This is a genomic window from Providencia sp. PROV209, from assembly GCF_028479485.1.
GTDB lineage: Bacteria > Pseudomonadota > Gammaproteobacteria > Enterobacterales > Enterobacteriaceae > Providencia > Providencia alcalifaciens.
Map to the genome: position 1 here is coordinate 503,226 of NZ_JAMPNR010000001.1, position 19,504 is coordinate 522,729.

The 19,504-nt window shown below is 41.6% G+C and carries 30 protein-coding genes, 1 tRNA gene and 1 pseudogene; 29 read left to right on the forward strand and 3 right to left on the reverse strand.

Annotated elements, in window-relative coordinates; translation table 11 throughout:
• Window positions 1–110: 110 nt before the first annotated feature.
• From PR795_RS02385 to PR795_RS02410, 6 genes are all read left to right on the forward strand, one after another.
• Window positions 111–290, forward strand: a complete 180-nt coding sequence (locus PR795_RS02385; RefSeq protein WP_272516606.1) for a DUF4222 domain-containing protein — start codon at window positions 111–113, stop codon at window positions 288–290.
• A gap of 9 nt (window positions 291–299) precedes the next feature.
• Window positions 300–1,349 carry a helix-turn-helix domain-containing protein gene (locus PR795_RS02390; RefSeq protein WP_272516607.1) on the forward strand — a complete coding sequence of 350 codons (1,050 nt, stop codon included), beginning with the start codon at window positions 300–302 and terminating at the stop codon, window positions 1,347–1,349.
• Window positions 1,346–1,672 (forward strand): hypothetical protein, encoded by a 327-nt coding sequence (locus tag PR795_RS02395; protein ID WP_272516608.1) that lies wholly within the window; start codon window positions 1,346–1,348, stop codon window positions 1,670–1,672. The genes PR795_RS02390 and PR795_RS02395 overlap by 4 nt, the downstream gene beginning before the upstream one ends.
• Before the next feature lie 2 nt (window positions 1,673–1,674).
• Window positions 1,675–2,046 carry a RusA family crossover junction endodeoxyribonuclease gene (locus tag PR795_RS02400; protein WP_272516633.1) on the forward strand — a complete coding sequence of 124 codons (372 nt, stop codon included), beginning with the start codon at window positions 1,675–1,677 and terminating at the stop codon, window positions 2,044–2,046.
• Between the two features lie 88 nt (window positions 2,047–2,134).
• The gene (locus PR795_RS02405; RefSeq protein WP_442959993.1) at window positions 2,135–2,602 is read left to right on the forward strand and encodes a DUF968 domain-containing protein; all 468 of its coding nucleotides are present in this window, start codon (window positions 2,135–2,137) and stop codon (window positions 2,600–2,602) included.
• A gap of 11 nt (window positions 2,603–2,613) precedes the next feature.
• Window positions 2,614–3,393, forward strand: a complete 780-nt coding sequence (locus PR795_RS02410; protein ID WP_272516609.1) for an antitermination protein Q — start codon at window positions 2,614–2,616, stop codon at window positions 3,391–3,393.
• 92 nt (window positions 3,394–3,485) lie between these two features.
• On the opposite strand, the gene PR795_RS02415 is transcribed toward PR795_RS02410, so the two are convergent.
• Genes PR795_RS02415 through PR795_RS02425 form a run of 3 tightly spaced genes read right to left on the reverse strand, consistent with a single transcriptional unit; the run spans window position 3,486 to window position 5,173 of the window.
• The gene (locus PR795_RS02415; RefSeq protein WP_154630936.1) at window positions 3,486–3,833 is read right to left on the reverse strand and encodes a DUF7079 family protein; all 348 of its coding nucleotides are present in this window, start codon (window positions 3,831–3,833) and stop codon (window positions 3,486–3,488) included.
• Entirely contained in the window at window positions 3,818–4,600 is a 783-nt protein-coding gene (locus PR795_RS02420; protein WP_272516610.1) for a hypothetical protein, read from the reverse strand. The genes PR795_RS02415 and PR795_RS02420 overlap by 16 nt, the downstream gene beginning before the upstream one ends.
• 3 nt (window positions 4,601–4,603) lie before the next feature.
• Window positions 4,604–5,173: a PAAR domain-containing protein gene (locus tag PR795_RS02425; protein WP_272516611.1), complete on the reverse strand. Its 570-nt coding sequence runs from the start codon at window positions 5,171–5,173 to the stop codon at window positions 4,604–4,606.
• A 552-nt stretch (window positions 5,174–5,725) separates the two neighbouring features.
• Between PR795_RS02425 and PR795_RS02430 the strand changes: the two genes are divergently transcribed.
• The 23 genes and pseudogenes from PR795_RS02430 (at window position 5,726) to PR795_RS02540 (ending at window position 19,500) form a co-directional block, all read left to right on the forward strand.
• Window positions 5,726–6,301: a hypothetical protein gene (locus PR795_RS02430; RefSeq protein WP_272516612.1), complete on the forward strand. Its 576-nt coding sequence runs from the start codon at window positions 5,726–5,728 to the stop codon at window positions 6,299–6,301.
• A 108-nt stretch (window positions 6,302–6,409) separates the two neighbouring features.
• Window positions 6,410–6,535 carry a hypothetical protein gene (locus tag PR795_RS02435; RefSeq protein ID WP_272516613.1) on the forward strand — a complete coding sequence of 42 codons (126 nt, stop codon included), beginning with the start codon at window positions 6,410–6,412 and terminating at the stop codon, window positions 6,533–6,535.
• Between the two features lie 122 nt (window positions 6,536–6,657).
• Window positions 6,658–6,756 carry a phage holin gene (locus tag PR795_RS02440; protein WP_442959994.1) on the forward strand — a complete coding sequence of 33 codons (99 nt, stop codon included), beginning with the start codon at window positions 6,658–6,660 and terminating at the stop codon, window positions 6,754–6,756.
• Between the two features lie 405 nt (window positions 6,757–7,161).
• A tRNA-Asn gene (locus PR795_RS02445) sits at window positions 7,162–7,239 on the forward strand.
• Between the two features lie 383 nt (window positions 7,240–7,622).
• Entirely contained in the window at window positions 7,623–7,823 is a 201-nt protein-coding gene (locus tag PR795_RS02450) for a phage holin family protein (protein ID WP_036975504.1), read from the forward strand.
• Window positions 7,804–8,373, forward strand: a complete 570-nt coding sequence (locus tag PR795_RS02455; RefSeq protein WP_272516614.1) for a lysozyme — start codon at window positions 7,804–7,806, stop codon at window positions 8,371–8,373. Before PR795_RS02450 ends, PR795_RS02455 begins: the two co-directional genes overlap by 20 nt.
• 58 nt (window positions 8,374–8,431) lie before the next feature.
• Entirely contained in the window at window positions 8,432–8,809 is a 378-nt protein-coding gene (locus PR795_RS02460) for a hypothetical protein (RefSeq protein ID WP_272516615.1), read from the forward strand.
• A 1,089-nt stretch (window positions 8,810–9,898) separates the two neighbouring features.
• On the forward strand, window positions 9,899–10,447 hold the full coding sequence (locus PR795_RS02465) for a hypothetical protein (protein ID WP_272516616.1): 549 nt from the start codon (window positions 9,899–9,901) through the stop codon (window positions 10,445–10,447).
• A gap of 1 nt (window position 10,448) precedes the next feature.
• Window positions 10,449–10,787: an HNH endonuclease signature motif containing protein gene (locus PR795_RS02470; RefSeq protein ID WP_272516617.1), complete on the forward strand. Its 339-nt coding sequence runs from the start codon at window positions 10,449–10,451 to the stop codon at window positions 10,785–10,787.
• Between the two features lies 1 nt (window position 10,788).
• Window positions 10,789–11,004, forward strand: a complete 216-nt coding sequence (locus PR795_RS02475) for a hypothetical protein (protein ID WP_272516618.1) — start codon at window positions 10,789–10,791, stop codon at window positions 11,002–11,004.
• 109 nt (window positions 11,005–11,113) lie between these two features.
• Window positions 11,114–11,581, forward strand: coding sequence for a phage terminase small subunit P27 family (locus PR795_RS02480; RefSeq protein ID WP_154633159.1), 468 nt, complete (start codon window positions 11,114–11,116; stop codon window positions 11,579–11,581).
• The gene (locus tag PR795_RS02485; RefSeq protein ID WP_272516619.1) at window positions 11,535–13,271 is read left to right on the forward strand and encodes a terminase large subunit; all 1,737 of its coding nucleotides are present in this window, start codon (window positions 11,535–11,537) and stop codon (window positions 13,269–13,271) included. The genes PR795_RS02480 and PR795_RS02485 overlap by 47 nt, the downstream gene beginning before the upstream one ends.
• A pseudogene (locus PR795_RS02490) lies at window positions 13,271–14,538 on the forward strand (phage portal protein). Before PR795_RS02485 ends, PR795_RS02490 begins: the two are co-directional and overlap by 1 nt.
• 17 nt (window positions 14,539–14,555) lie before the next feature.
• Window positions 14,556–15,224, forward strand: a complete 669-nt coding sequence (locus tag PR795_RS02495; RefSeq protein WP_115164394.1) for an HK97 family phage prohead protease — start codon at window positions 14,556–14,558, stop codon at window positions 15,222–15,224.
• A gap of 3 nt (window positions 15,225–15,227) precedes the next feature.
• Complete coding sequence (locus PR795_RS02500) at window positions 15,228–16,400, forward strand: phage major capsid protein (RefSeq protein ID WP_272516620.1); 1,173 nt, start codon at window positions 15,228–15,230, stop codon at window positions 16,398–16,400.
• 36 nt (window positions 16,401–16,436) lie between these two features.
• The gene (locus tag PR795_RS02505) at window positions 16,437–16,739 is read left to right on the forward strand and encodes a head-tail connector protein (protein WP_272516621.1); all 303 of its coding nucleotides are present in this window, start codon (window positions 16,437–16,439) and stop codon (window positions 16,737–16,739) included.
• A complete protein-coding gene (locus PR795_RS02510) occupies window positions 16,736–17,062 on the forward strand; it encodes a phage head closure protein (protein WP_272516622.1) in 327 nt (108 codons plus the stop codon). The genes PR795_RS02505 and PR795_RS02510 overlap by 4 nt, the downstream gene beginning before the upstream one ends.
• Complete coding sequence (locus tag PR795_RS02515) at window positions 17,055–17,504, forward strand: HK97-gp10 family putative phage morphogenesis protein (protein ID WP_272516623.1); 450 nt, start codon at window positions 17,055–17,057, stop codon at window positions 17,502–17,504. Before PR795_RS02510 ends, PR795_RS02515 begins: the two co-directional genes overlap by 8 nt.
• Entirely contained in the window at window positions 17,501–17,836 is a 336-nt protein-coding gene (locus PR795_RS02520) for a hypothetical protein (protein ID WP_272516624.1), read from the forward strand. The genes PR795_RS02515 and PR795_RS02520 overlap by 4 nt, the downstream gene beginning before the upstream one ends.
• 59 nt (window positions 17,837–17,895) lie before the next feature.
• A complete protein-coding gene (locus PR795_RS02525; protein ID WP_272516625.1) occupies window positions 17,896–18,390 on the forward strand; it encodes a phage tail tube protein in 495 nt (164 codons plus the stop codon).
• Window positions 18,390–18,761 (forward strand): phage tail assembly chaperone, encoded by a 372-nt coding sequence (locus PR795_RS02530; RefSeq protein ID WP_272516626.1) that lies wholly within the window; start codon window positions 18,390–18,392, stop codon window positions 18,759–18,761. Before PR795_RS02525 ends, PR795_RS02530 begins: the two co-directional genes overlap by 1 nt.
• A 23-nt stretch (window positions 18,762–18,784) precedes the next feature.
• Entirely contained in the window at window positions 18,785–19,069 is a 285-nt protein-coding gene (locus PR795_RS02535) for a phage tail assembly protein T (protein WP_272516627.1), read from the forward strand.
• Between the two features lie 41 nt (window positions 19,070–19,110).
• A complete protein-coding gene (locus PR795_RS02540) occupies window positions 19,111–19,500 on the forward strand; it encodes a hypothetical protein (protein ID WP_006661554.1) in 390 nt (129 codons plus the stop codon).
• The last annotated feature ends 4 nt before the right edge of the window (window positions 19,501–19,504 follow it).

Here is a 19,504-nt window from a genome sequence, read left to right on the forward strand (position 1 = left end):
AACGTCAGCAGATGAGTCGGGCAACTACCGGAGAAATGAGAAATTGGTAGATATCGCTGAGTTGAGAAGTGACTGGGCTAACTTTTACTTCAATAGCAAAGGCGAGGCACATGACTGATGAAGATTCAAATAATCTCAATCGCATTTATCTCGACAAGCGCGGCATTCCTGTCTGTGTTGTTCGTTATGACCGGGAAAAGATGTGGGTCATTTACATGCGAGAAGGCTATGAGTATGAATGCTTTGCTCCGTTATACAAATTTAAAGATGAATTCAGAAGAGTCGAGTAGGTAGCAACTATGAGCGTAAAACTATCAAGTTATGTTTGGGATGGCTGTGCGCCAGCAGGTTTGAAGATAACCTCGGTTGCTATCATGGCTCGTCTCGCTGACTTTTCAAACGATGAGGGCGTGTGCTGGCCATCGGTGCCAACAATTGCCCGCCAAATCGGTGCGGGTGAAAGCACTGTACGTACCGCTATCAAAGATTTAGAAAAAGATGGCTGGTTATCGAGAGAAAAGCGTCGCAAAGGCAACCGTAATGCGAGCAATATCTATCAGCTTAATGTTAATAAATTAGCTTCAGCAGCGAGAGCCGCATTACCTCAACCAGCAGAATCTGATACGTCAAATCCTGACGCGTCAAAATCTGTTGCATCAAAATCCGTTCCGTCAGAATCGAGCAAAAATAATCGTTTTGACCCGTCAGAATCTGGGGGCGATCCGTCAGTAATTTCAAAACAAGATCCATCAGTAACTAACTCTTCGTCGCAGAATTCTGGCGAATCCAGCGACAAGCCTAAAATTGATTTTTTAAATCGTTACCCAGAGGCAGTGATTTACAGCCCTAACTTCCTGAAATGGGGATCTGCGGATGACCTCAAGTGTGCTGAGTGGTTGTTTGGTCGCAAGTGTGAAGTTTTCAAAGAGCTTGGGCTGCAAGAGCCGAAAGAGCCAAATTTCACTGAGTGGGCTAACGATGTTCGCTTGATGGTTAGCCAAGACGGTCGCACCCACAAAGAGATTTGCCAATTCTACAAACGCGTTAGCCATGATGAGTTCTGGAAGAAAAACGTTCAGTGCCCAAGAACGCTACGTACCCAGTGGGATGATTTAACCCTCCGTTTAGCGGGTGAGCAAAAGGTTTCAATTGACCAAGTTCAGCGTGATGAGGCATTCACTCGCATCATCGGATCACATTCTAAGCCTCGAAATCGCATCGAAGAAATTGCGGCAGAGTTAGCAGGTAAATCAGGTGTGCGTCGAATGAGTGATTTTGTTGGACGCAAGGCATGGGCGGGTATTTGGCAACAGGCAGCAGAGCAAGCAGCGAAAGAGGTGATGGCATGATTTCAGCACAAAAGCGTCGGTATATTGAGTACACAACACATTTCAACGGTAGGGCTTTTTGCCGCGATGATCTTTTCAGTGAATTCAGCATGAAAAAACGGGCTGGAGCAACAGCTATCATCAAATCTTTATTGAACTATGGATTGATTTATCAAGATCAGGACGGGCTTTATCGTGTATCTGCTAATTGTGAGCAAATGCTAAAAGAGGGGAAATTTCGTTCTCACGATTCCTCTGCGAGTGCAAACGGGATTACTGCTGAATCTGCTTTATTTGCTTTAGTTCGGAAATTTGATGCACTACTGGCTGGAGTCAGAGGATGAGCATATCACTCGTATTGCCATTTCCACCGAGCGTAAATGCATGCTGGCGTAATGTGAATGGCAGAACACTAATCAGTGAAAAGGGACGTAAATTTAGGGGGAGTGCCATTGTTGCTATTTATGAACAATTGAAGCGTAAACCGATAGCGATAACTGAGCCCGTTTCTGTAAAGGTGAAAATGTATCCGCCAACAAATCATAAGCGAGATATTGATAACTATTTAAAAGCACCGTTTGACGCATTAACACATGCCAATATTTGGAAAGACGATGACCAAGTGAAGAGAGTGGAAATGGAGTGGTGTGAAGTTGTCAAAGGCGGTCGTTTTGAAATAACAATCAGTTTGCATGAGAGCACAAGTGCAGTTGCGTAGATGGGGGAATAGCATGAGTTATCAATGGATACTAACGCCAATATTGGTACCAGAAATTGGCGCTGTGATTTTTAAGCCAGGTATGCACATGAATACATTCAGCGGAAGAATGTTGCTGATGACTTTGCCTGCAAAATTAAAGCATAAACCATCGGGGCTTATCTCTCTTTCTCAACAATACCTCAGCGACAAGTTGAATGAGATTGAAGCATTAACACCAGTAATGAACTTAGCTATAGATCCTGAGCCACCAGCAAGCTTTATGAAGTTTCCTAAGCTCCAGCGCTGGACTAATGACGACTACTTGAAATGGGTTAAATCACAGCCTTGTTGCGTATGCGGTGCTACTGCTGACGATGCTCATCATATTATCGGCTACGGGCAGGGCGGCATAGGCACAAAAGCTCATGACTTGTTCACTATCCCATTGTGTCGAATTCACCACAGCGAGTTACACAAAGATCCAAAGCAGTGGGAGCAAGAAAACGGTAGCCAGTTAGTTTTGTTATTTAAATTTCTAGATCGCTCTATCGGTCTAGGCGTTTTTGGTTGGTAGAGGCGGATATCATGAAATTAGAAAATGCACTTAAAAACTTTCACCCTAAGTCACCTACATTTGGCAATGTATCTGGCTGCACATCACCTGACAGAATTACAGGTACGGATATCATGGCAGCTATGGGTATGGCGGAATCAAAAGCTGAATTTGGTATGGCGGCCTTTTTGGCAAAAAATGATGTTAGCGAAGAAGATAAGTTTTCTACGGTGGAATCCTTAACCCAATACGCTAAAAAAATCACACCAAAGCTGGTGGCTAAAGCAGCGGGTAAAAAACTGGGTTATTGCTTAATTATTTTGGCAAGAATGGCATTTGAAGATTATGCCCGTTCAGCTGGCGCGGTTTTCCCATGTTCAGCGTGTAATGGTAAAGGTCTTATTTATAGTCGCAAGGATGTCACTAAGCATCCTGGTATAATGAAACTAGATGGAACCGTGGTTATTGAGCCATGGGTTGAAAAAGAGAAGGTAGGTGAGTTATGTGTTCCTTGTAATGGTAAAGGTCAAATAGCACACCGTTGTCGCTGTAAAGGGCGTGGTAAAGTATTAGATGAGGTACAGACCGAATTACAAGGGGCGCCTGTTTATAAAGATTGCCCTCGTTGCGCTAGTAGAGGTTTCAGTCGTGTGCCGTCTTCCGTGGTATATAATGCAATAAGGCATTTAGTGCCTGACCTTAACGAAAGAACATGGCGCAGAAACTGGAAGCCGTTCTATGAAAAATTAACTAGTAAGTGCTTTATTGAAGAGAGCATGGCGGAACAGGTTTTTAAGAAAATAGTTGAATAGCTTATATGGATAAAGGGGGCTTTAGTGGAACAATCCCCCCTTGGTATAGAAAACTTTATCAATACAGAGGGGAAGGAAGTGTAGCTCGAAAGTTATAATAATGACTTTAGTGTATTCCATTCATTTTTAAACTCTCTTCTAAGATAACAACTAAAAATAAACATTTTTAGTCTTCCTAGTATGGTTTTTTGTCTTGTTTTTAATTTTTCTATATCTAACAGCAGCTGCTCTTCATTGAAAAAATAACAAACTGGAGGAACTGGTGAGATCACATTGAAATAACATACAGGAGCTACATAATTAAATAATACATGCTCAACATACGTAACATCATAGTTTTTCGCTATCGATGCGATGTAATCATAGTCGATAGCCTTGTCAACAAAGATATATGACAAAGCTATGCTAAGACTTTCTTCATTGTTTAATGTATTGCCCATTTAGTAAATTCTTCTATTTCATCATCAAGACTATCAGCAGCAACAGAACCAGCAATGCCACCCGCAGTCCCTCCTAATAAAACGACCGCTATCGCACAAACTGGAGCCCCTGGCCCACATAGTGGGGTAACAGCAAAGCCAGCTAACCAACCACCTAAAACGCCTCCACCTACTGTCATACCTTGTTTGATAGCTTCCTTTGGTTTGTTTTCTGCATCTAGTATTTCGTATGTTGCAATAGTTGCAGTTATTACAATGCCAACTTTACCTAAAATATTTAATCTTTTATTCATGGTGGTGAATTTTTGATTGTCTCTAGCCGCAGACTCGATAATTTCGTAATAGATAGAATTTTTTTGATTTATAGTTAGATTTTTCATATCGGTACTAAATTTTTGTTGGGCATATTTGTTTAATAGGTCATCTAGTGATGGAGGCTTTCTTTTATGTCTCTCTGCTATCCCTAACCCTTGTGGTGAAGTTATTTTTCTGTGTTCAGCCATTATTTTGTTTCTCATTTCATAACAAAAGATTGAAGCCTCCTTAACGGATATTTTTTTAGTATCTACCATTTCTTTTACTTCACTTACTACGCGTTTTATATTTTGTTGATAACTGTTTCTTACATTGGCATCACTTATTGCATCTATAGAAAATCGTGTAGCGGCGCCTTCAAAAGCAGCGACGGCTTTATCTAAAACATAATCGGCTTGAATCAAATATTCATTTTCTAATAGGTAATTGCCTGTTATTTCAGCGCTGCTCATTTTTCATCCTTTTATTTTAGCCAACAATAGTTCAGTAAGGCTCCTGCCGGTGTTGTCTATATTTAGATCTTCTATTTCTAGATTAGCTTGCTTACCTTCTGTTTTTAATTGTATTTTTGCATTATTTTTTTCGTCAAAAGTTCCTTTTATGCATTGTCCATCATCTAAAGTGATAATGTACTTTAGGTCTGAATAGTCTCTATTTAGTGGTAATTGAAAGGTAATCCATTTTTCTACTGCTTGAGCTGAGATTGCGCTTTTTATTAACTCTTTTTTCTTATCCACTGACGATTCATTGTCACCGCTATAACAATCTTGAATAGATGGAATGAAACGGGAGTGACAAGGACAAGAGCTAAAGCTTTCTAGTGTTCCAGCATGTTTCCTATCTTCAAGCCACATGCTGCTAATACCTCCGAGGATTCTGTATGCTCCCGAATGCTTGCCACAGCTCACTAAATCCCCTTCGCGCGCACCAGCAACACCATACCATTGCATGCTGTTATCACCAGTTAAAATCTGACCGCCACAGGTTGTTCTATCACCTACACGTAAGAAGTATCCTACTGCCATTAAATTACCTTAAAATTTATAACCAATAATGCATTGGATTTCTATTGTTTAAATTTAACTTAAGATTAGCAAAATTGTCGTAAATATTATATTTGTGTATATTTACAGTAAAAATTGCATTTTGTCCGAAACTGGCTTATTATCTTCTAATAATGGACATTCTATACCTATGTCGCATTAAACCAATTCAAGACCTCGCAATTGCGGGGTTTTTTTATACCTAAAACAAACATAAGACTTGCTGTTACGTTTGGTCAGAGTTACATGTGTAGTTATGCACAATAACTGAATGTTTTAGAAAACTGATATGTTTTGGATTTTTTAGTGGAAATATCAAAAAGATTGGCATAATAATGCCTAGAATTGATGCGTATGTTAAATATTTATCCAAGTCTCGAAACATAGTAAATTCCATTTAAGTTAAGTGATTGTATTTTATTATTCGTTAGAATAATTCCGCCCGCCGTATTTTCTATTAGCCGTTTTCCGTTTTTTACTTTAGCATTACAGTGGTGGCAAACTTAAGCTAAATTTCAATAAGAGTGAAAATATATGGATACGGAAAAAGTAGAATATAAGGTCGCAGGGAAAGGAATTCTAAATGCATTTTGGTTCGGTCTTATTGCATTTATCATTGCTTTAATCATTAATCAAGTTAGCCCACATAATAACTCTGGAGGATGGTCAGCACTTGACCGAGGGTTGTGGATGGTTTTTATTATTTTTGGTGCTGGTGTTTATTGTTTTTTTTGCTTCATAATTGCCTTGGGTGAGTGGTTAGGTAACCGGAAAAAGAGCCATGTAAATACTGAACGGGCAATGATAGCCACCTGTTTACACGGTATGGTTGCTTTATTTGTGGGTGTTTGTACATTGATGATTTCTATCAGTAACTTTCTATTTTTATTCAAAAAATTATCCCAAGGGCTGCCATTGTGTAGCCTTTTTCGTTTAGGAGAGGTAGTTATGACTAATCAAGATGATAAAGTAAAAGATAAAATATCTAATGCGATGAAAAATGCGGCTTCGGCTGCCGCATTAAAAGGATTTAATATTGCTATTGTCCATCATTTAAGCGTCTTTGATCATCAAAGCTTTGAGCAGACTCCAAAATCTTGCAATAAGTAGATTCCATTGTCTCTGCAAACTCCTTAGCAGTTTTTTCTGTTATACAAGGATCCATATTCAATAGGATTGACTCGTAGTTTTGATTCTTGATGCTTTCAATGATTGCGTATGCAAGTTTCTTTTTATCATCAGGTAAAAGATGTAGCAACACAGAAACTGCTTGTTGAAGTGCTAAATATTCAGCTTGCGCCATTAACATTCTCCACCGAAGTTCATCAGCCATCCCTTCGGTAAGTCACATAGGGCTGAACCTCTAACTTATCTCAAATACTGATTAAATTCATTAATCTAAATCTAGCCGCTATTGCTGGTGGCTTTCTATTAACTAAATATCGGGCACTCCGTAGGGGTGGTATATGCGTATGGATAAATTAACGACTGGCGACTCCTATGCTGCATCGACAGGTTCAACGTTTTACTGGTTAAAGCAATTATTAGATGGTTTTTTATCGTAGCAATGGGCGGATATTGGGGTCTTAGGGAGTTTACTATTGGGTGTGGCTACATACTTTTTCTATGAAATTTAGGTGCTAATGTGATAAGAGTGAATACATTGTCACCTAACTAATTAGGATGAAGCCTCGTCAATAGGCATTTTTGTTATTAATTGCGTATCCATTCGATATGTGTGCTATGGTGTTTAAGACAACATACCTCATTGCTATAAAAAGCAAGCCTTGCAATCGCAAGTTTTTATCTAAAAAATAGATGTGGTATCCGGCGGGAAAATGCCCAAGGAAAAACCATGGCAGGATCTATTATTTATGACTGTATTTTTAGGTTCATCAAAAATGTTTTTATCATTGCACTTATGTTTTTAGTGATCTACGTAACGTTAGATTGGCTAAAGTAAGTACATCCCGCCATTAACTCAACTGGAAGAGTATTTAGCTTAATTAAGGCTAAGAGTCGAGGTTCGATGCCTCGATGGCGGACCAAATAACTATAAAGCCTCACGTCTGTGGGGCTTTATAGTATATGCACATTCTTCATTTTTGAGAGTTGTGTTGTGATGGACACCAGATGAGGTTTTCGTCGACGGCTATCTGGCGTACTTTTCTATTTTAATTTCTTTGAATTCGAGGAAATAAACAGAAAGTGGTAACAATGGATATGCTGCCATAGTAAGTCCCGACTTGTGGATGAGTAACACTAAATGGCGTTAGCCAGGGGAAACGGTCATTCATTTCATAAAGTCGCCTAGTGCGGCTTTTTTCATATTATCCACAGCAAATCAAGCTCAACATGTTTAATTACTACATTGAAGTTGCTGGTGGCTACCAATTAACTAAAACATCGGAACACTCCGCAGGGGGTGGATATGCGTATGCACGAAAAATACTCTAGCCCCTTTTCTTATGCTCTCGGAGTCATCACTACTGCAGTCGGGGCTTTATCGTTAGATCAGTGGGCGGTACTCATTGGGATCATCTGTACAGTCGCCACATTTTTGGTGAATTGGTACTACAAGCGGAAAGAATTCAAATTAAGAGAGGCTAACAGTGGCAAAGATACCAAATAAAATCAAGGTTGCCGCTGCTGGTGGCTTAATTTCATTAACAGTCGGAATGATTGCTTATTTTGAAGGCATTGAATATAAGCCATACAAAGACGTAGTAGGCGTAACCACGGTTTGTTTTGGGCACACCGGCGCAGACATTATTCCCACCAAAACCTATACAGAATCAGAATGTTTAGCCTTGCTTGAAAAAGACCTCAACAAAGTCAGAAAGGGTGTGGCCCCTCTAATTAAAGTTGATATCGACGATAACACACGAGCCGCTATTTATTCGTTTGCCTACAACGTAGGTACAGGTGCTTTTGCTCGTTCTACGATGCTGAAGAAGCTAAACGCTGGTGATATCGCTGGCGCTTGCAACGAACTTAAACGCTGGACATACGCAGGGGGTAAAGAGTGGAAAGGCTTGATAACACGCAGAGAGATAGAAAACGCCGTATGCCATGGCGAGTTTGCTTATGCTTATCCGCTTTCATTATCGGAATCCCCGTCTGTTTGGCAGCTGGCATATACGCACTCAATGACAATACCTGCGGTGGCACTGACAAGGTAAGTTTAGAAAAACGCTGCCAAAGTGCGGTTAATTACAACAAATCCCGGCAGGTTAACTTATGAAGATAGATAACTCGTTTTGGCTTTTTTTAATGTTAGTTGCTGTTAGTTGGTTGGCATTAACGCTTTATGATAACAACACTGCAGTTAAGAGTGACAACGACAAGTTAAAGCAAGATAACATCAAACAAAGTGCAGTCATTGCCCGTCAGTCATTTCAATTCAATCGCTTTAATCAGATAGCAACAACAGCATACCGGAACAGCATTCAAGCTGATGCGAAAGCACAGGAGAAAATCATTGAATATAAAACGATACTCAAAGCAGAGTCTTCTTGTGATTCTCTTGTGCCTCAGCTTGTTACTGATGGCTTGTTCGAGTATACAAACGAGCTACGAGAGCGCGCAATGCGTTCCAATTCCATCGACGTTAACTAACTCTGTGGTACCGCCATTGCCGCCTGACAGTGACGGTAAAACCCTATCATTCAAAGCGTCTGTATTATGGAACAGATTATTGCTAGGAACGATAGAGAAGGCGAATGAGCAGCTTAAAGCAATACAGGAAATTGAAGCTGAGAGAATTAAAAAATAGACCCACGTGTCTAATGAGGGTCTGAATGTATAGGATAGTTTAAGTCTTATTATGTTTTGTCTGAGTAGACGTGTCATGCATGCTCGCGGCTAATATTAGCTTGGTAAGCGAGCCTATTCAACGTACTCCATTGTTCAAATAATAGCCAGCTTATATTTGTAAAGGTTCATAACCATCGGCTAATCACCGGTGGCTTTTTGCTTTTGATAAATAAAAATACCCCAGATATCGGGGCTAAATGAGAATAACTGCTTATGAATAGAGCTTCACTATACGTTAATCGTGAATGACCACAACATTAAAAAAGTAGTAATCTCAAGCGGATATTACAAATCTGAGCCTCGCAATACGGGGCTTTTTTATTGGTATAATTATTCCAACATTTGAAAATTAATACGGAGATAACAGCATAGTGAAAACCTACAGCTTTCTGCCTTATGGCTCCGGATACAATTCGAGTGTCGTAGTGGTACTTGACCGCATGACTCATTTCGAGGGCATTAGTTTTAATGGCATTCCAAGGTGCTGAGATTCATTAAGTTACAGGCGCAAATTAATCACTACATGAATTTACACAATAAGATGGTCAGTTGTGTTACACCATGAAGCAATCACTATCCGTGATGGTGACGAAATTATTTATGGAGGTCTGATTGCTTATTAAGGCTCTGAAGAACATGGAGTTTTACAACTGGAAGAGTAGATTTAAAAAATAGACCCCGTGTCTAAAGAGGGTCTTAATGTCGTAGGCTTTAATAGAACTTATTGTTTTTAGGTTTTGTTGAAAGGTCATGCATGTTTAGGTTTCAAAGCTAAAGCATACTTCAACGCGGCAACAGTACGCGGTTACCTACATAATAGCTACCTTATATTTGTAAAGGTTTATAGCCATCAGCTAATCACTGGTGGCTTTTTCATTTGTGGAGAAAGTTATGTCAGATAAGCAAATTAATTTTGAAGCGATAGGTCGTTGCGTTAGTTTGCAGGAGAAAATATCCCAGCTAATCGAAAATAGAACGATGCTGTATATGGATCTTCGTGGGATGGCTGCATCTGGAATGATAGTTTATGAAAATGCCGTAAATACCAAATCAGTGGATCTGGATTGCATCACTAAGCCTGTCGAGCTACTCAATAAAATCAATAAGATTAACCAAGATATCATTGGGACCGTTTCATCCGATAACACATGGGCTGATAAGGCTGGTTATGAGCACTATGTTATCAGTGGTGATTACACGAAAGATGCTGGCGAGTTAGTAGGGTTTACTGCTGAACATTTTGAGTGTAGTCATAATTCCAAGCTTATAGTGGGCCATGTTATTTGTGATGCAGCACTGCAATCGGCAGATGTTATTCATAAAATTAAGCAAGAACTCGAAGAGGCAGCACGAGTGCAAGAAGCTGAACGTAAGGTGGTTGGCGAGAAAATTCGACAGCTTTCTATTGATGCCTTGCGTAACAGTTCAGGCTTTGCTTGATATGAAGAGACCCAATGTTTACGGCGGCAGATGGGCGAAGGTCAGGCTTAGCTTTCTTAATGAGAATCCTTTGTGCGTCATGTGCAAAGAGCAAGGGCGCATTACGGCAGCGACAGTTGTTGACCACATCACCCCGCACCGACTACGAGATGCGCTCACATCCGGTGATGCCGAATGGATAGCCAAAGCCCAAAAGCTCTTTTGGGATAAAAAGAACTTCCAAAGCTTATGTGAGCCCCACCATAACTCAACCAAGCAACGCATGGAGAAGAGCGGTGTTATTGTCGGTTGTAGTGAAGATGGCATACCACTTGATCCTAATTCACATTGGAATAAATAGCATGACTGAAACTAAGCAGGTGAAATTATCCAAGTTATTTCGTGGAGGTCGATTTGTCGGTCATGCATTAAGTGTTGATGGTCAGCTATTGAGTAATCAAATATCGACTGAATTACCCATGACTGATGGCGTGATTAAGCAAGTAAAAATAATCGTTACATTCAACTGTGATAACGAAATGGCTGTTGATGCACCTGATATTCATTTGAAGTCTTAGCGGTAAGGTAGGGGGCGGGGTAAAAGTTCAAAACCTTTGCCTTAAATTACCGACCGTGGTCATTAACGTGCACAACCGCGAAATGAAAAGTTTTTTCTGGGAGGTTCCGATGGCAGGAAGGCGCCCGAAACCGACCAACTTGAAATTGGTTACTGGTAATCCGGGTAAACGAAAACTCAACGACAAAGAGCCTAAACCCCGGCGCGAAATTCCAAGCCCACCTGAACACTTAACGGATTGGGGTAAAATAGCGTGGGCAAAATTAACCTTGTTACTTGATGGCATGGGCGTTTTAACCATTGCTGATTCTTTGGCTTTGGAAAGGCTTTGCGATATCTACGCTGATATTCTTCAACTGCGCGACACGATAGCGATTGAAGGTCGCACTTACACAACGAAAACCCAATTGGGTGATTTTCTGATTAAAGCGCACCCCGCCGTAGCCATGCTGGGTGATGCGGATCGTCGCTTCAAAAGTTATTTAGTCGAGTTCGGTTTAACTCCGGCTGCTCGCTCAAAGGTGAAAATCGATGGTGGAGAAGAAGAGGAAGACCCGCTCAACGCGTTCTTCGGCTGATCCCGCAACGCAATATGCTCAAGACGTCAGCGATGGAAAAATTCTTGCTGGTCCTGATATCCGAAACTCATGTGCAAGACACTTAAGAGATTTGAATGAAGCCAAGCAGCGGGGTTTAGTTTGGGACGTTGAAGCTGTTCAGCGCGCCATTGATTTTTTTGCCAAGGTGCTAAAGCTTAATGGTGGTGAGCACGAGGGTAAGCCATTTATTTTATTGCCATGGCAATGCTTTGTTATTGGCTCCATTTTCGGCTGGAAAATGGAAGATGGTACCCGTCGTTTTCGTATGGTGTACGTCGAGTCAGGAAAGGGCTCAGGAAAGTCACCGCTATCAGCAGGTGTCGGTCTTTACTGCTTAGTTGCAGACGGTGAGCCTCGCGCTGAGGTTTATGCGGCAGCCACCAAAAAAGATCAGGCAATGATTTTATTTCGTGATGCGGTTGCAATGGTCGACCAATCACCGGCACTCAGCCAACGGGTCATGAAGTCGGGCGGCGCAGGAAAAGAATGGAACTTAGCCTTTTTAAAGGCAGGCTCGTTTTTTAGACCAATTAGCGCTGATGACGGGCAGTCTGGACCTCGTCCTCACTGCGCACTCATTGATGAGATTCATGAGCATAAAAACAACAATGTCGTTGAAATGATGCGAGCCGGTACTAAAGGGCGACGACAGGCATTGATATTCATGATCACCAACAGTGGCCATGACAAAACTAGCGTGTGTTATGACTACCATGAATACGGTCGAAAAGTCGCTGAAGGCTCAGTTGAAGATGATAGTTTCTTTTCTTATATCTGCTCACTTGATGAGGGTGACGATCCTTTTAAGGATGAATCGTGCTGGGGAAAAGCTAATCCCTCTTTAGGCTATACCTTCACTGACCGTTATTTACGGGAACAAGTGACTCAAGCTCAAGGTATGCCTGCTAAAGAAAGTATTGTGAGGCGACTTAATTTTTGCCAGTGGGTGGATGCAGATAATCCATGGATCAATGGTGATACATGGATGAGTTGTGAGAAAGAATTCACATTGGAGGACTTGCAAGGCGAGGAATGCTATGGCGGGCTCGACTTATCAGGAACACGAGATTTAACCGCGTTAGCGCTTTATTTTCCTCGGATCAAATATCTGTATGTCGAATTCTGGACACCAAAAGACACCTTAATGGATAGGGCTAAAACTGACCGCGTTCCTTATGACGCGTGGGCCAGAAAAGGTTTTATCCATACTCCTCCTGGTAATGCAGTTAAATATGAGTTTGTTGCTGAGCGTATTGCGGAAATAACAACACACGTGAATCTGCTCACCATTGCATTTGACCAATATAGAATCAAATACTTAGAGCCTAAATTAGATGAGGCTGCAGTCACCGTTCCTTTGGTTCCTCATGGGCAAGGTTATTACAAGGCAAAAGATTCTGGCTTGTGGATGCCACACTCAATTGAATTGTTCGAAGGGTTGATTGATGACCGGGTCATCGTTATTCATGCAAACCCCTGTTTGCGGTGGAATGCGGCATCAGCCGTAACGGAAGCCGATCAGAAGGAAAACCGCATATTTGCGAAAAGGAAGAGTACGGGACGTATCGATGGTGTTGTGGCTTCCGCAATGGCAATCGGTGCTTCCGAGGGTGAGGTTGATGATAATGGCAACCTTGATGATTTTTTCTCTAATCCACTGAGTATGTGATGACAGATAAACAATATTCAATCGATTTGCGCACTAACAATAGTTGGTTTGCACGTCTGGCTTCCTTCTTTGTTGGAGGGAGGCTTGTCACTCCCGATCAAGGTTCGCAAACGGGTCCTGTTTCGGCTCAAGGAACGCTGGGTGATTCCTCGATAACCGATGAACGTATACTGCAAATATCGACAGTTTGGCGCTGCGTCAGTTTGATATCAACATTAACGGCTTGCCTGCCACTCGATGTTTTTGAAACAGATCAGGCAGGCAATAGAGCTAAAGTCGACTTAAGTAATCCGTTAGCGCGTTTACTTCGTTATTCACCAAACCAATATATGACAGCCCAAGAATTCAGAGAAGCAATGACCATGCAACTTTGTTTTTATGGTAATTCTTATGCTTTGGCTGAACGTAATCGCTCCGGTGATGTGATCAGTTTGCTTCCACTCCTTTCAGCAAATATGGATGTGAGAATGGAAGGAAAAAACTTATTTATAAATATCAAAGAGATAAGGAGTTTGCAAAGTTTAAACACTCTGAAATATTCCACTTAAAAGGATTTGGTTTCAATGGGTTAGTGGGGTTGTCTCCAATTGCACATGCATGTAAAACGGCAGGAACTGCCGTGGCAATGGAAGATCAGCAGCGTGAATTTTATGCGAATGGCGCTAAGTCTCCAAAAATACTCACTACTGGCGATAAAGTTTTAAGTAAAGAGCAGCGAACACAGGTTGAAGAAAACTTCAAAGAAATAGCGGGTGGGCCAGTTAAAAAGCGGCTGTGGATATTAGAGGGTGGCTTCAAGGCAGACGATATTGGTGTGAGCCCTCAAGATGCTGAAACTATGGCTTCTCGTAAGTTTCAGGTTAGTGAACTTGCTCGATTTTTTGGCGTCCCTCCTCATTTGGTTGGTGATGTTGAAAAATCAACAAGCTGGGGGACGGGGATTGAGCAACAAAACTTAGGTTTTCTTCAATATACCTTGCAACCATATATCTCCCGCTGGGAAAACTGTATAGCGCGATGGCTTTTAAAGCCCGGTGATGTTGGTAAATATCATGCCGAACATAATTTAGATGGATTGCTACGAGGTGACTCCGCTTCCCGCGCAGCATTTATGAAAGCGATGGGAGAATCAGGGCTGCGTACTATCAATGAAATGCGGCGACTTGATAACTACCCACCTCTTGAAGGGGGCAATGTTGCATACCGACAAGCGCAATATGTACCAATTAATCAACTTAGCAAAGAGCCTCACGAAAGTGGGGCTTAATTATTTATGGGGGCGCAATGTCCGATATCAGAAAAACACTCGCTTTTGATGAAGCGGAGATCAAATTCTCTGGCGATGGTACGCAAGGTATTTTTGAAGGGTATGCTTCAGTGTTCAGTAATACTGATTCAGACGGCGACATTATTTTGCCGGGTGCATTCAAAAGTGTGCTAGCAAACCAAAAACGCAAAGTCGCCATGTTTTATAACCATCGCGCATGGGAACTGCCTGTCGGTAAATGGGATCACATGGAGGAAGACTCAAAAGGTCTACTTGTTCGAGGTCAACTTACTCCTGGTCATAGTGGCGCCCAAGATCTAAAAGCCGCTATGAAACACGGTACTGTTGAAGGTATGTCAGTCGGTTTTGGCTGCGTTCGTGAGGATTTCGATGTGACTTCCTCCGGTCGTATTTTTAAAAACATTTCCATGCTACGGGAAATCAGTATTTGTACTTTTCCTGCTAATGAACAGGCACAAGTCTCGTCACTAAAAAGCGTTGATGGCCTGTCCACTATTCGTGATGTTGAAGATTGGCTGAGAGAGTCAGTGGGTCTATCAAAATCAGAGGCGCTTGGTTTTATCTCTCGCTTCAAATCAGCTATTCGGAGTGAGTCCGATGGCACTCAAAAATCTCAAGTAGATTCCATTATTAACCAAATTAATTCATTTAATCTGAAAGGATAAATTATGTCTGATTTAACCCAAATTCAAAAAGCCATCGAAGATTCGCAAACTAAAGTCAAAGAGTTATTTGATGAGCAGAAGAAGCAAATTGAAGAAACAGGTACCATTTCAAAGCAGTTACAGAGCGATTTAACCACGGTTCAAAACGAACTGAAAAAAGCGGGTGAACGCCTGTTTGATTTAGAGCAGAAAGGCGCATCGGGCGCTGATGATCCAAATGCTAAAAAAGACTTTTCTGAGCGTGCATCAGAAGAGCTCATTAAGTCATGGAATGGTAGCGCAGGGGCTTATGAAGTTAAAACATTCAATAAGTCACTGGGTAGTGATGCGGGCTCAGCAGGTGCATTAATTCAGCCAATGCAAGTGCCGGGCATTGTTATGCCGGGCATGCGCCGTTTGGTCGTTCGTGATTTGTTAGCACAAGGTCGCATTTCCAGTAATTCGCTAGAATATGTGCGTGAAAAGCTGTTTACCAATAGCGCGGCACCAGTGAAAGAAAAGGCTCAAAAACCTGAATCTGACCTGACTTTCGAAAAACAAACTACTAATGTGATCACTATCGCACACTGGATTCAGGCGTCACGCCAAGTTATGGACGATGCGGCGCAACTTCAGTCTTACTTGAATACCCGTTTGTTATATGGCTTAGCGCTAGTTGAAGAAAATCAACTGTTTAATGGTGATGGTTCAGCTGATAACCTGACAGGTGTTAACCAAGTAGCCACAGCGTACGATACTACGCTAAATGCCACAGGGGACACACAAGCTGACTTGATCGCCCATGCTATTTATCAGGTAACAGAGTCTGAATTTAGTGCATCGGGGATTATTTTAAACCCGCGCGACTGGCACACCATTGCGTTAATGAAAGATAAAGAAGGCCGTTACATCTTCGGTGGCCCTCAAGCATTTACCTCTAATGTGATGTGGGGCTTACCTGTTGTGCCAACAAAAGCACAAGCACAAGGGGAGTTTACGGTTGGTGCGTTCGATTTAGCATCCCAAGTATGGGATCGCATGGATGCTACTATCGAAGTTAGCCGTGAAGACCGTGATAACTTTGTGAAAAACATGCTAACCATTCTTTGTGAAGAGCGCTTAGCGTTGGCCCATTATCGTCCTCAAGCCATCATCAAAGGTTCCTTTGCTACCGCGGAAGGTAAGTCAACTAAATAATAAGGTCGGGGTGGGTAACTGCCCCGTATTACTTACATGGATATCTTAGATGTTATTCCGCTTTCACTGTTAAAGCAGCACATTGAATATGATGATAACGATCGTGATGAGCAGATTACATTTTATGCTCAGAGTGCTTTGGATTATTGCCTAAAATGGTGTGATGAACCCGCATGGAAAGCACCCAAAGATATCCCTCATCCCGTTAAATTGGCGGCACTATTAGTTCTCGGTGATATGTTTGAGCATCGTACGAGCCAAAGCGAAATCCAGTTGTATGAAAACAAAGCAGCTGAGCGTTTATTGTTTCATCATCGAAATTGGCGAGGTGGAGAATGAATCCGGGGAGACTGCGTCACAAAGTAACTTTCCAGCGTAGTGAATTGGTTAAATTGCCCTCTGGCGCTCGTGAAAATCAGTGGGTTGATATTGCTACGACACGCGCTGAAGTTAAGCCAATATCAGGTCGTGAGCTGCTTGCGTCAGGTGCGGAAATGTCCGAAGTGACAGTTCGTGTTTGGATGCGTTTTCGTTCTGATATTAATTCAACCTGCCGCATGGTTTTTAACGGGCTCAACTATGATATTCAGTCCGTTATTCCTGATGTGAAAAACACTCGACTTGAATTGCTGTGCAAGCAGGGGGTTAAGGCTGATGGATGATTGTAATATTGATTTTAGTGGCTTCCTTGATATTGCCAAGGATCTGGATGAGCTCAGCAAAGCTGAGAGTAATAAAGTTTTGCGCCAAGCGACCTATGCGGGCGCAGCTGTTCTGCGTGATGAGGTCAGAGCTAATGCACCAGTACGAACTGGGAAGTTAAAAAGAAACATTGTGGCCAGTAGTCAGCGCAGCCGGAAATCGGGTGAGGTTTCAGCTGGCGTCTATGTTCGTGGCAGTAATCAGGATGGTACCAATAGCGACAACTCGATGAAAGCTAAGGATCCGCGCAATGCTTATTACTGGCGATTTTTGGAGGAAGGAACTTCAACGATGCCACCGGTACCGTTTATTCGACCTGCATTTGATAGTAAAGCCGATGAAGCCGCCAGCGCAGCCATTGCGAAGCTTGATGAAGCAATAGATAAGGTGCTGAGTAAATGAAAGAAGCTGATTTATTTATACTTCTGGATCCCGTCTTGCCAGAAAAAACGTTTCCTTATGTAGTTCCTCAGAATAATCCATCAATTACAGCACCTTGGATGATATTTTCATTTTATGAAGTTGACGGTGATGTATTCTCTGGTCAAGCAGAAACCATGACCAATATTCAAATTGATGTTTATGCCAAAAGCCCAGATACAGCTGGCGACATTTTATCAAAAGCGCTCACGGCCATTCATCCTTTAAGCCCAACCAACATTACCAGAAAGCCAAGCTATGAGCCTGATACGGCACTTTATCGGGCTACCCTAGAATGCCAAGTCTGGAATTAACGCCTCATTAACTCCATCAACCACCTTCGGGTGGTTTTTTATGTCTATAGGAAACTGATATGACAAGTAAATATGAAAAATCGCAAGGTACGAATTTATTTATTTCAAAGTTACCTGCTGAAGATGTTTCAGGCGACGCAATTGATTTTCTGGCTTTAGGTTGTACGACTAAAGAAACTAGCTTTACAGGTGGTCAGAAAACGGATCTGGATACAACCACACTGTGTTCTAAAGAACAGGAAACGATTAACGGTTTACCTGCAGCGGCAGAGATTTCTATCAATGCCAACTTTTCAGCGGATGACGATGGGCAAGAATCATTACGTAAAGCCTATGAAGAAGATACGAAGCATGCCTTCAAAGTCATCTTCCCATCCGGTAATGGTTATGCATTCCTTGCTGAAGTTCGCCAGCACACATGGTCTGCACCGACTAACGGCATCGTGGCTGCAACATTTACTCTACGCTTAAAAGGTAAAACAGTGCCGATTAAGAACGGTGAAATTGTTAAGCCTGCACCACAATCAGCCCCTATTGTTGAAGGTAAAAAATAATGGCGAAGAAACCAAGTTTACGAACGCTGGCGCTTAATGCGGATCAGGCTTTTCGTAGCAAAAAAGTCCACGTTGCAGAGTGGGGCATTGATGTATTAATTAGAGAGCCATCGATTAAGGCGCGCTTATCTTGCACTGATTTAGTCAGTGGAAAGGATGGGGAGGAGCTCACATCAACACAAAAATCGCTTCGCAATATTGAAGGCGATGTTATTTTGTTTATCGATATTCTTCGTGAAGAAGATGGTAGCCCAGTATTCACCGATAAAGATAAACAGGCTCTTATGGAAACGTATGGTCCAGTACATGCTCGTTTATTGGCTGAAGCTTTTTCATTAACTATTTCAGCCACTGAGGCTGAAAAAAAGTAAAAGAACCGGAAACATTCTTTTTAATGACGCTGGCACTCCGTTTAGGGAAAACCTTAACTGAATTAACCCATAACATGGATGCCAGCGAGTTAAGAATGTGGATGGCATACGACAAGGTAAGTCCTATTGGGGATCGTCGTGGTGATATTCAAACGGCAATGGTAGCAACTGCAGTGTTAAATGCAGCGGGTGCAAAAGTGTCTGTTAGTGAGCTTATTCCTGTTTGGGATTATGAGGTTGTTGCCGCAAATGAACCAGAGAATAAACAGGATCCGTTGAAGGCGTGGTTGAGCAGTATGTCTGAATAGTTATATAGTAGGATCATTAATTTATTAATGAGATTACTTAAATGAAACAGGCATTAATTAAAACTGTCATCGCCTTTATTATTTTTACTGCAGTCCTACTGTCGCCATTCCTTTTTGATAAGTTAGGTTCTAGTAATACTGATTCAAAGAGGTTTGTAAAACAAACAGAAGAGTTGCTAAAGGAAGAATACAGAACATCAGATATTAAATTTTACAGTTCTTTTTATACGGATCGTGGGTACGAAAAATACACAGGGGCAGTATGTGGATACGTTATTAAATTAGATCATGCAGAAGATGATAATAATGAATATAGAAAATACTACGCATTAGTGGTTAATGATGGAAAAAACATTATCAGTGTGACTGATGTTGATTTTGATATATACGTCAGTTTTGATAGATGGAACAAATATTGCGACAGACAATAAATGA

Coding starts and splice junctions, on each gene's coding strand:
- PR795_RS02385 (WP_272516606.1), top strand. CDS start 111: ATGACTGATGAAGATTCAAATAATCTCAATCGCATTTATCTCGACAAG.
- PR795_RS02390 (WP_272516607.1), top strand. CDS start 300: ATGAGCGTAAAACTATCAAGTTATGTTTGGGATGGCTGTGCGCCAGCA.
- PR795_RS02395 (WP_272516608.1), top strand. CDS start 1,346: ATGATTTCAGCACAAAAGCGTCGGTATATTGAGTACACAACACATTTC.
- PR795_RS02405 (WP_442959993.1), top strand. CDS start 2,135: ATGAATACATTCAGCGGAAGAATGTTGCTGATGACTTTGCCTGCAAAA.
- PR795_RS02410 (WP_272516609.1), top strand. CDS start 2,614: ATGAAATTAGAAAATGCACTTAAAAACTTTCACCCTAAGTCACCTACA.
- PR795_RS02415 (WP_154630936.1), bottom strand. CDS start 3,833: ATGGGCAATACATTAAACAATGAAGAAAGTCTTAGCATAGCTTTGTCA.
- PR795_RS02420 (WP_272516610.1), bottom strand. CDS start 4,600: ATGAGCAGCGCTGAAATAACAGGCAATTACCTATTAGAAAATGAATAT.
- PR795_RS02425 (WP_272516611.1), bottom strand. CDS start 5,173: ATGGCAGTAGGATACTTCTTACGTGTAGGTGATAGAACAACCTGTGGC.
- PR795_RS02430 (WP_272516612.1), top strand. CDS start 5,726: ATGGATACGGAAAAAGTAGAATATAAGGTCGCAGGGAAAGGAATTCTA.
- PR795_RS02435 (WP_272516613.1), top strand. CDS start 6,410: ATGCAAGTTTCTTTTTATCATCAGGTAAAAGATGTAGCAACACAGAAA.
- PR795_RS02440 (WP_442959994.1), top strand. CDS start 6,658: ATGCGTATGGATAAATTAACGACTGGCGACTCCTATGCTGCATCGACA.
- PR795_RS02450 (WP_036975504.1), top strand. CDS start 7,623: ATGCGTATGCACGAAAAATACTCTAGCCCCTTTTCTTATGCTCTCGGA.
- PR795_RS02460 (WP_272516615.1), top strand. CDS start 8,432: ATGAAGATAGATAACTCGTTTTGGCTTTTTTTAATGTTAGTTGCTGTT.
- PR795_RS02465 (WP_272516616.1), top strand. CDS start 9,899: ATGTCAGATAAGCAAATTAATTTTGAAGCGATAGGTCGTTGCGTTAGT.
- PR795_RS02470 (WP_272516617.1), top strand. CDS start 10,449: ATGAAGAGACCCAATGTTTACGGCGGCAGATGGGCGAAGGTCAGGCTT.
- PR795_RS02475 (WP_272516618.1), top strand. CDS start 10,789: ATGACTGAAACTAAGCAGGTGAAATTATCCAAGTTATTTCGTGGAGGT.
- PR795_RS02480 (WP_154633159.1), top strand. CDS start 11,114: ATGGCAGGAAGGCGCCCGAAACCGACCAACTTGAAATTGGTTACTGGT.
- PR795_RS02485 (WP_272516619.1), top strand. CDS start 11,535: ATGGTGGAGAAGAAGAGGAAGACCCGCTCAACGCGTTCTTCGGCTGAT.
- PR795_RS02495 (WP_115164394.1), top strand. CDS start 14,556: ATGTCCGATATCAGAAAAACACTCGCTTTTGATGAAGCGGAGATCAAA.
- PR795_RS02500 (WP_272516620.1), top strand. CDS start 15,228: ATGTCTGATTTAACCCAAATTCAAAAAGCCATCGAAGATTCGCAAACT.
- PR795_RS02505 (WP_272516621.1), top strand. CDS start 16,437: ATGGATATCTTAGATGTTATTCCGCTTTCACTGTTAAAGCAGCACATT.
- PR795_RS02510 (WP_272516622.1), top strand. CDS start 16,736: ATGAATCCGGGGAGACTGCGTCACAAAGTAACTTTCCAGCGTAGTGAA.
- PR795_RS02515 (WP_272516623.1), top strand. CDS start 17,055: ATGGATGATTGTAATATTGATTTTAGTGGCTTCCTTGATATTGCCAAG.
- PR795_RS02520 (WP_272516624.1), top strand. CDS start 17,501: ATGAAAGAAGCTGATTTATTTATACTTCTGGATCCCGTCTTGCCAGAA.
- PR795_RS02525 (WP_272516625.1), top strand. CDS start 17,896: ATGACAAGTAAATATGAAAAATCGCAAGGTACGAATTTATTTATTTCA.
- PR795_RS02530 (WP_272516626.1), top strand. CDS start 18,390: ATGGCGAAGAAACCAAGTTTACGAACGCTGGCGCTTAATGCGGATCAG.
- PR795_RS02535 (WP_272516627.1), top strand. CDS start 18,785: ATGACGCTGGCACTCCGTTTAGGGAAAACCTTAACTGAATTAACCCAT.
- PR795_RS02540 (WP_006661554.1), top strand. CDS start 19,111: ATGAAACAGGCATTAATTAAAACTGTCATCGCCTTTATTATTTTTACT.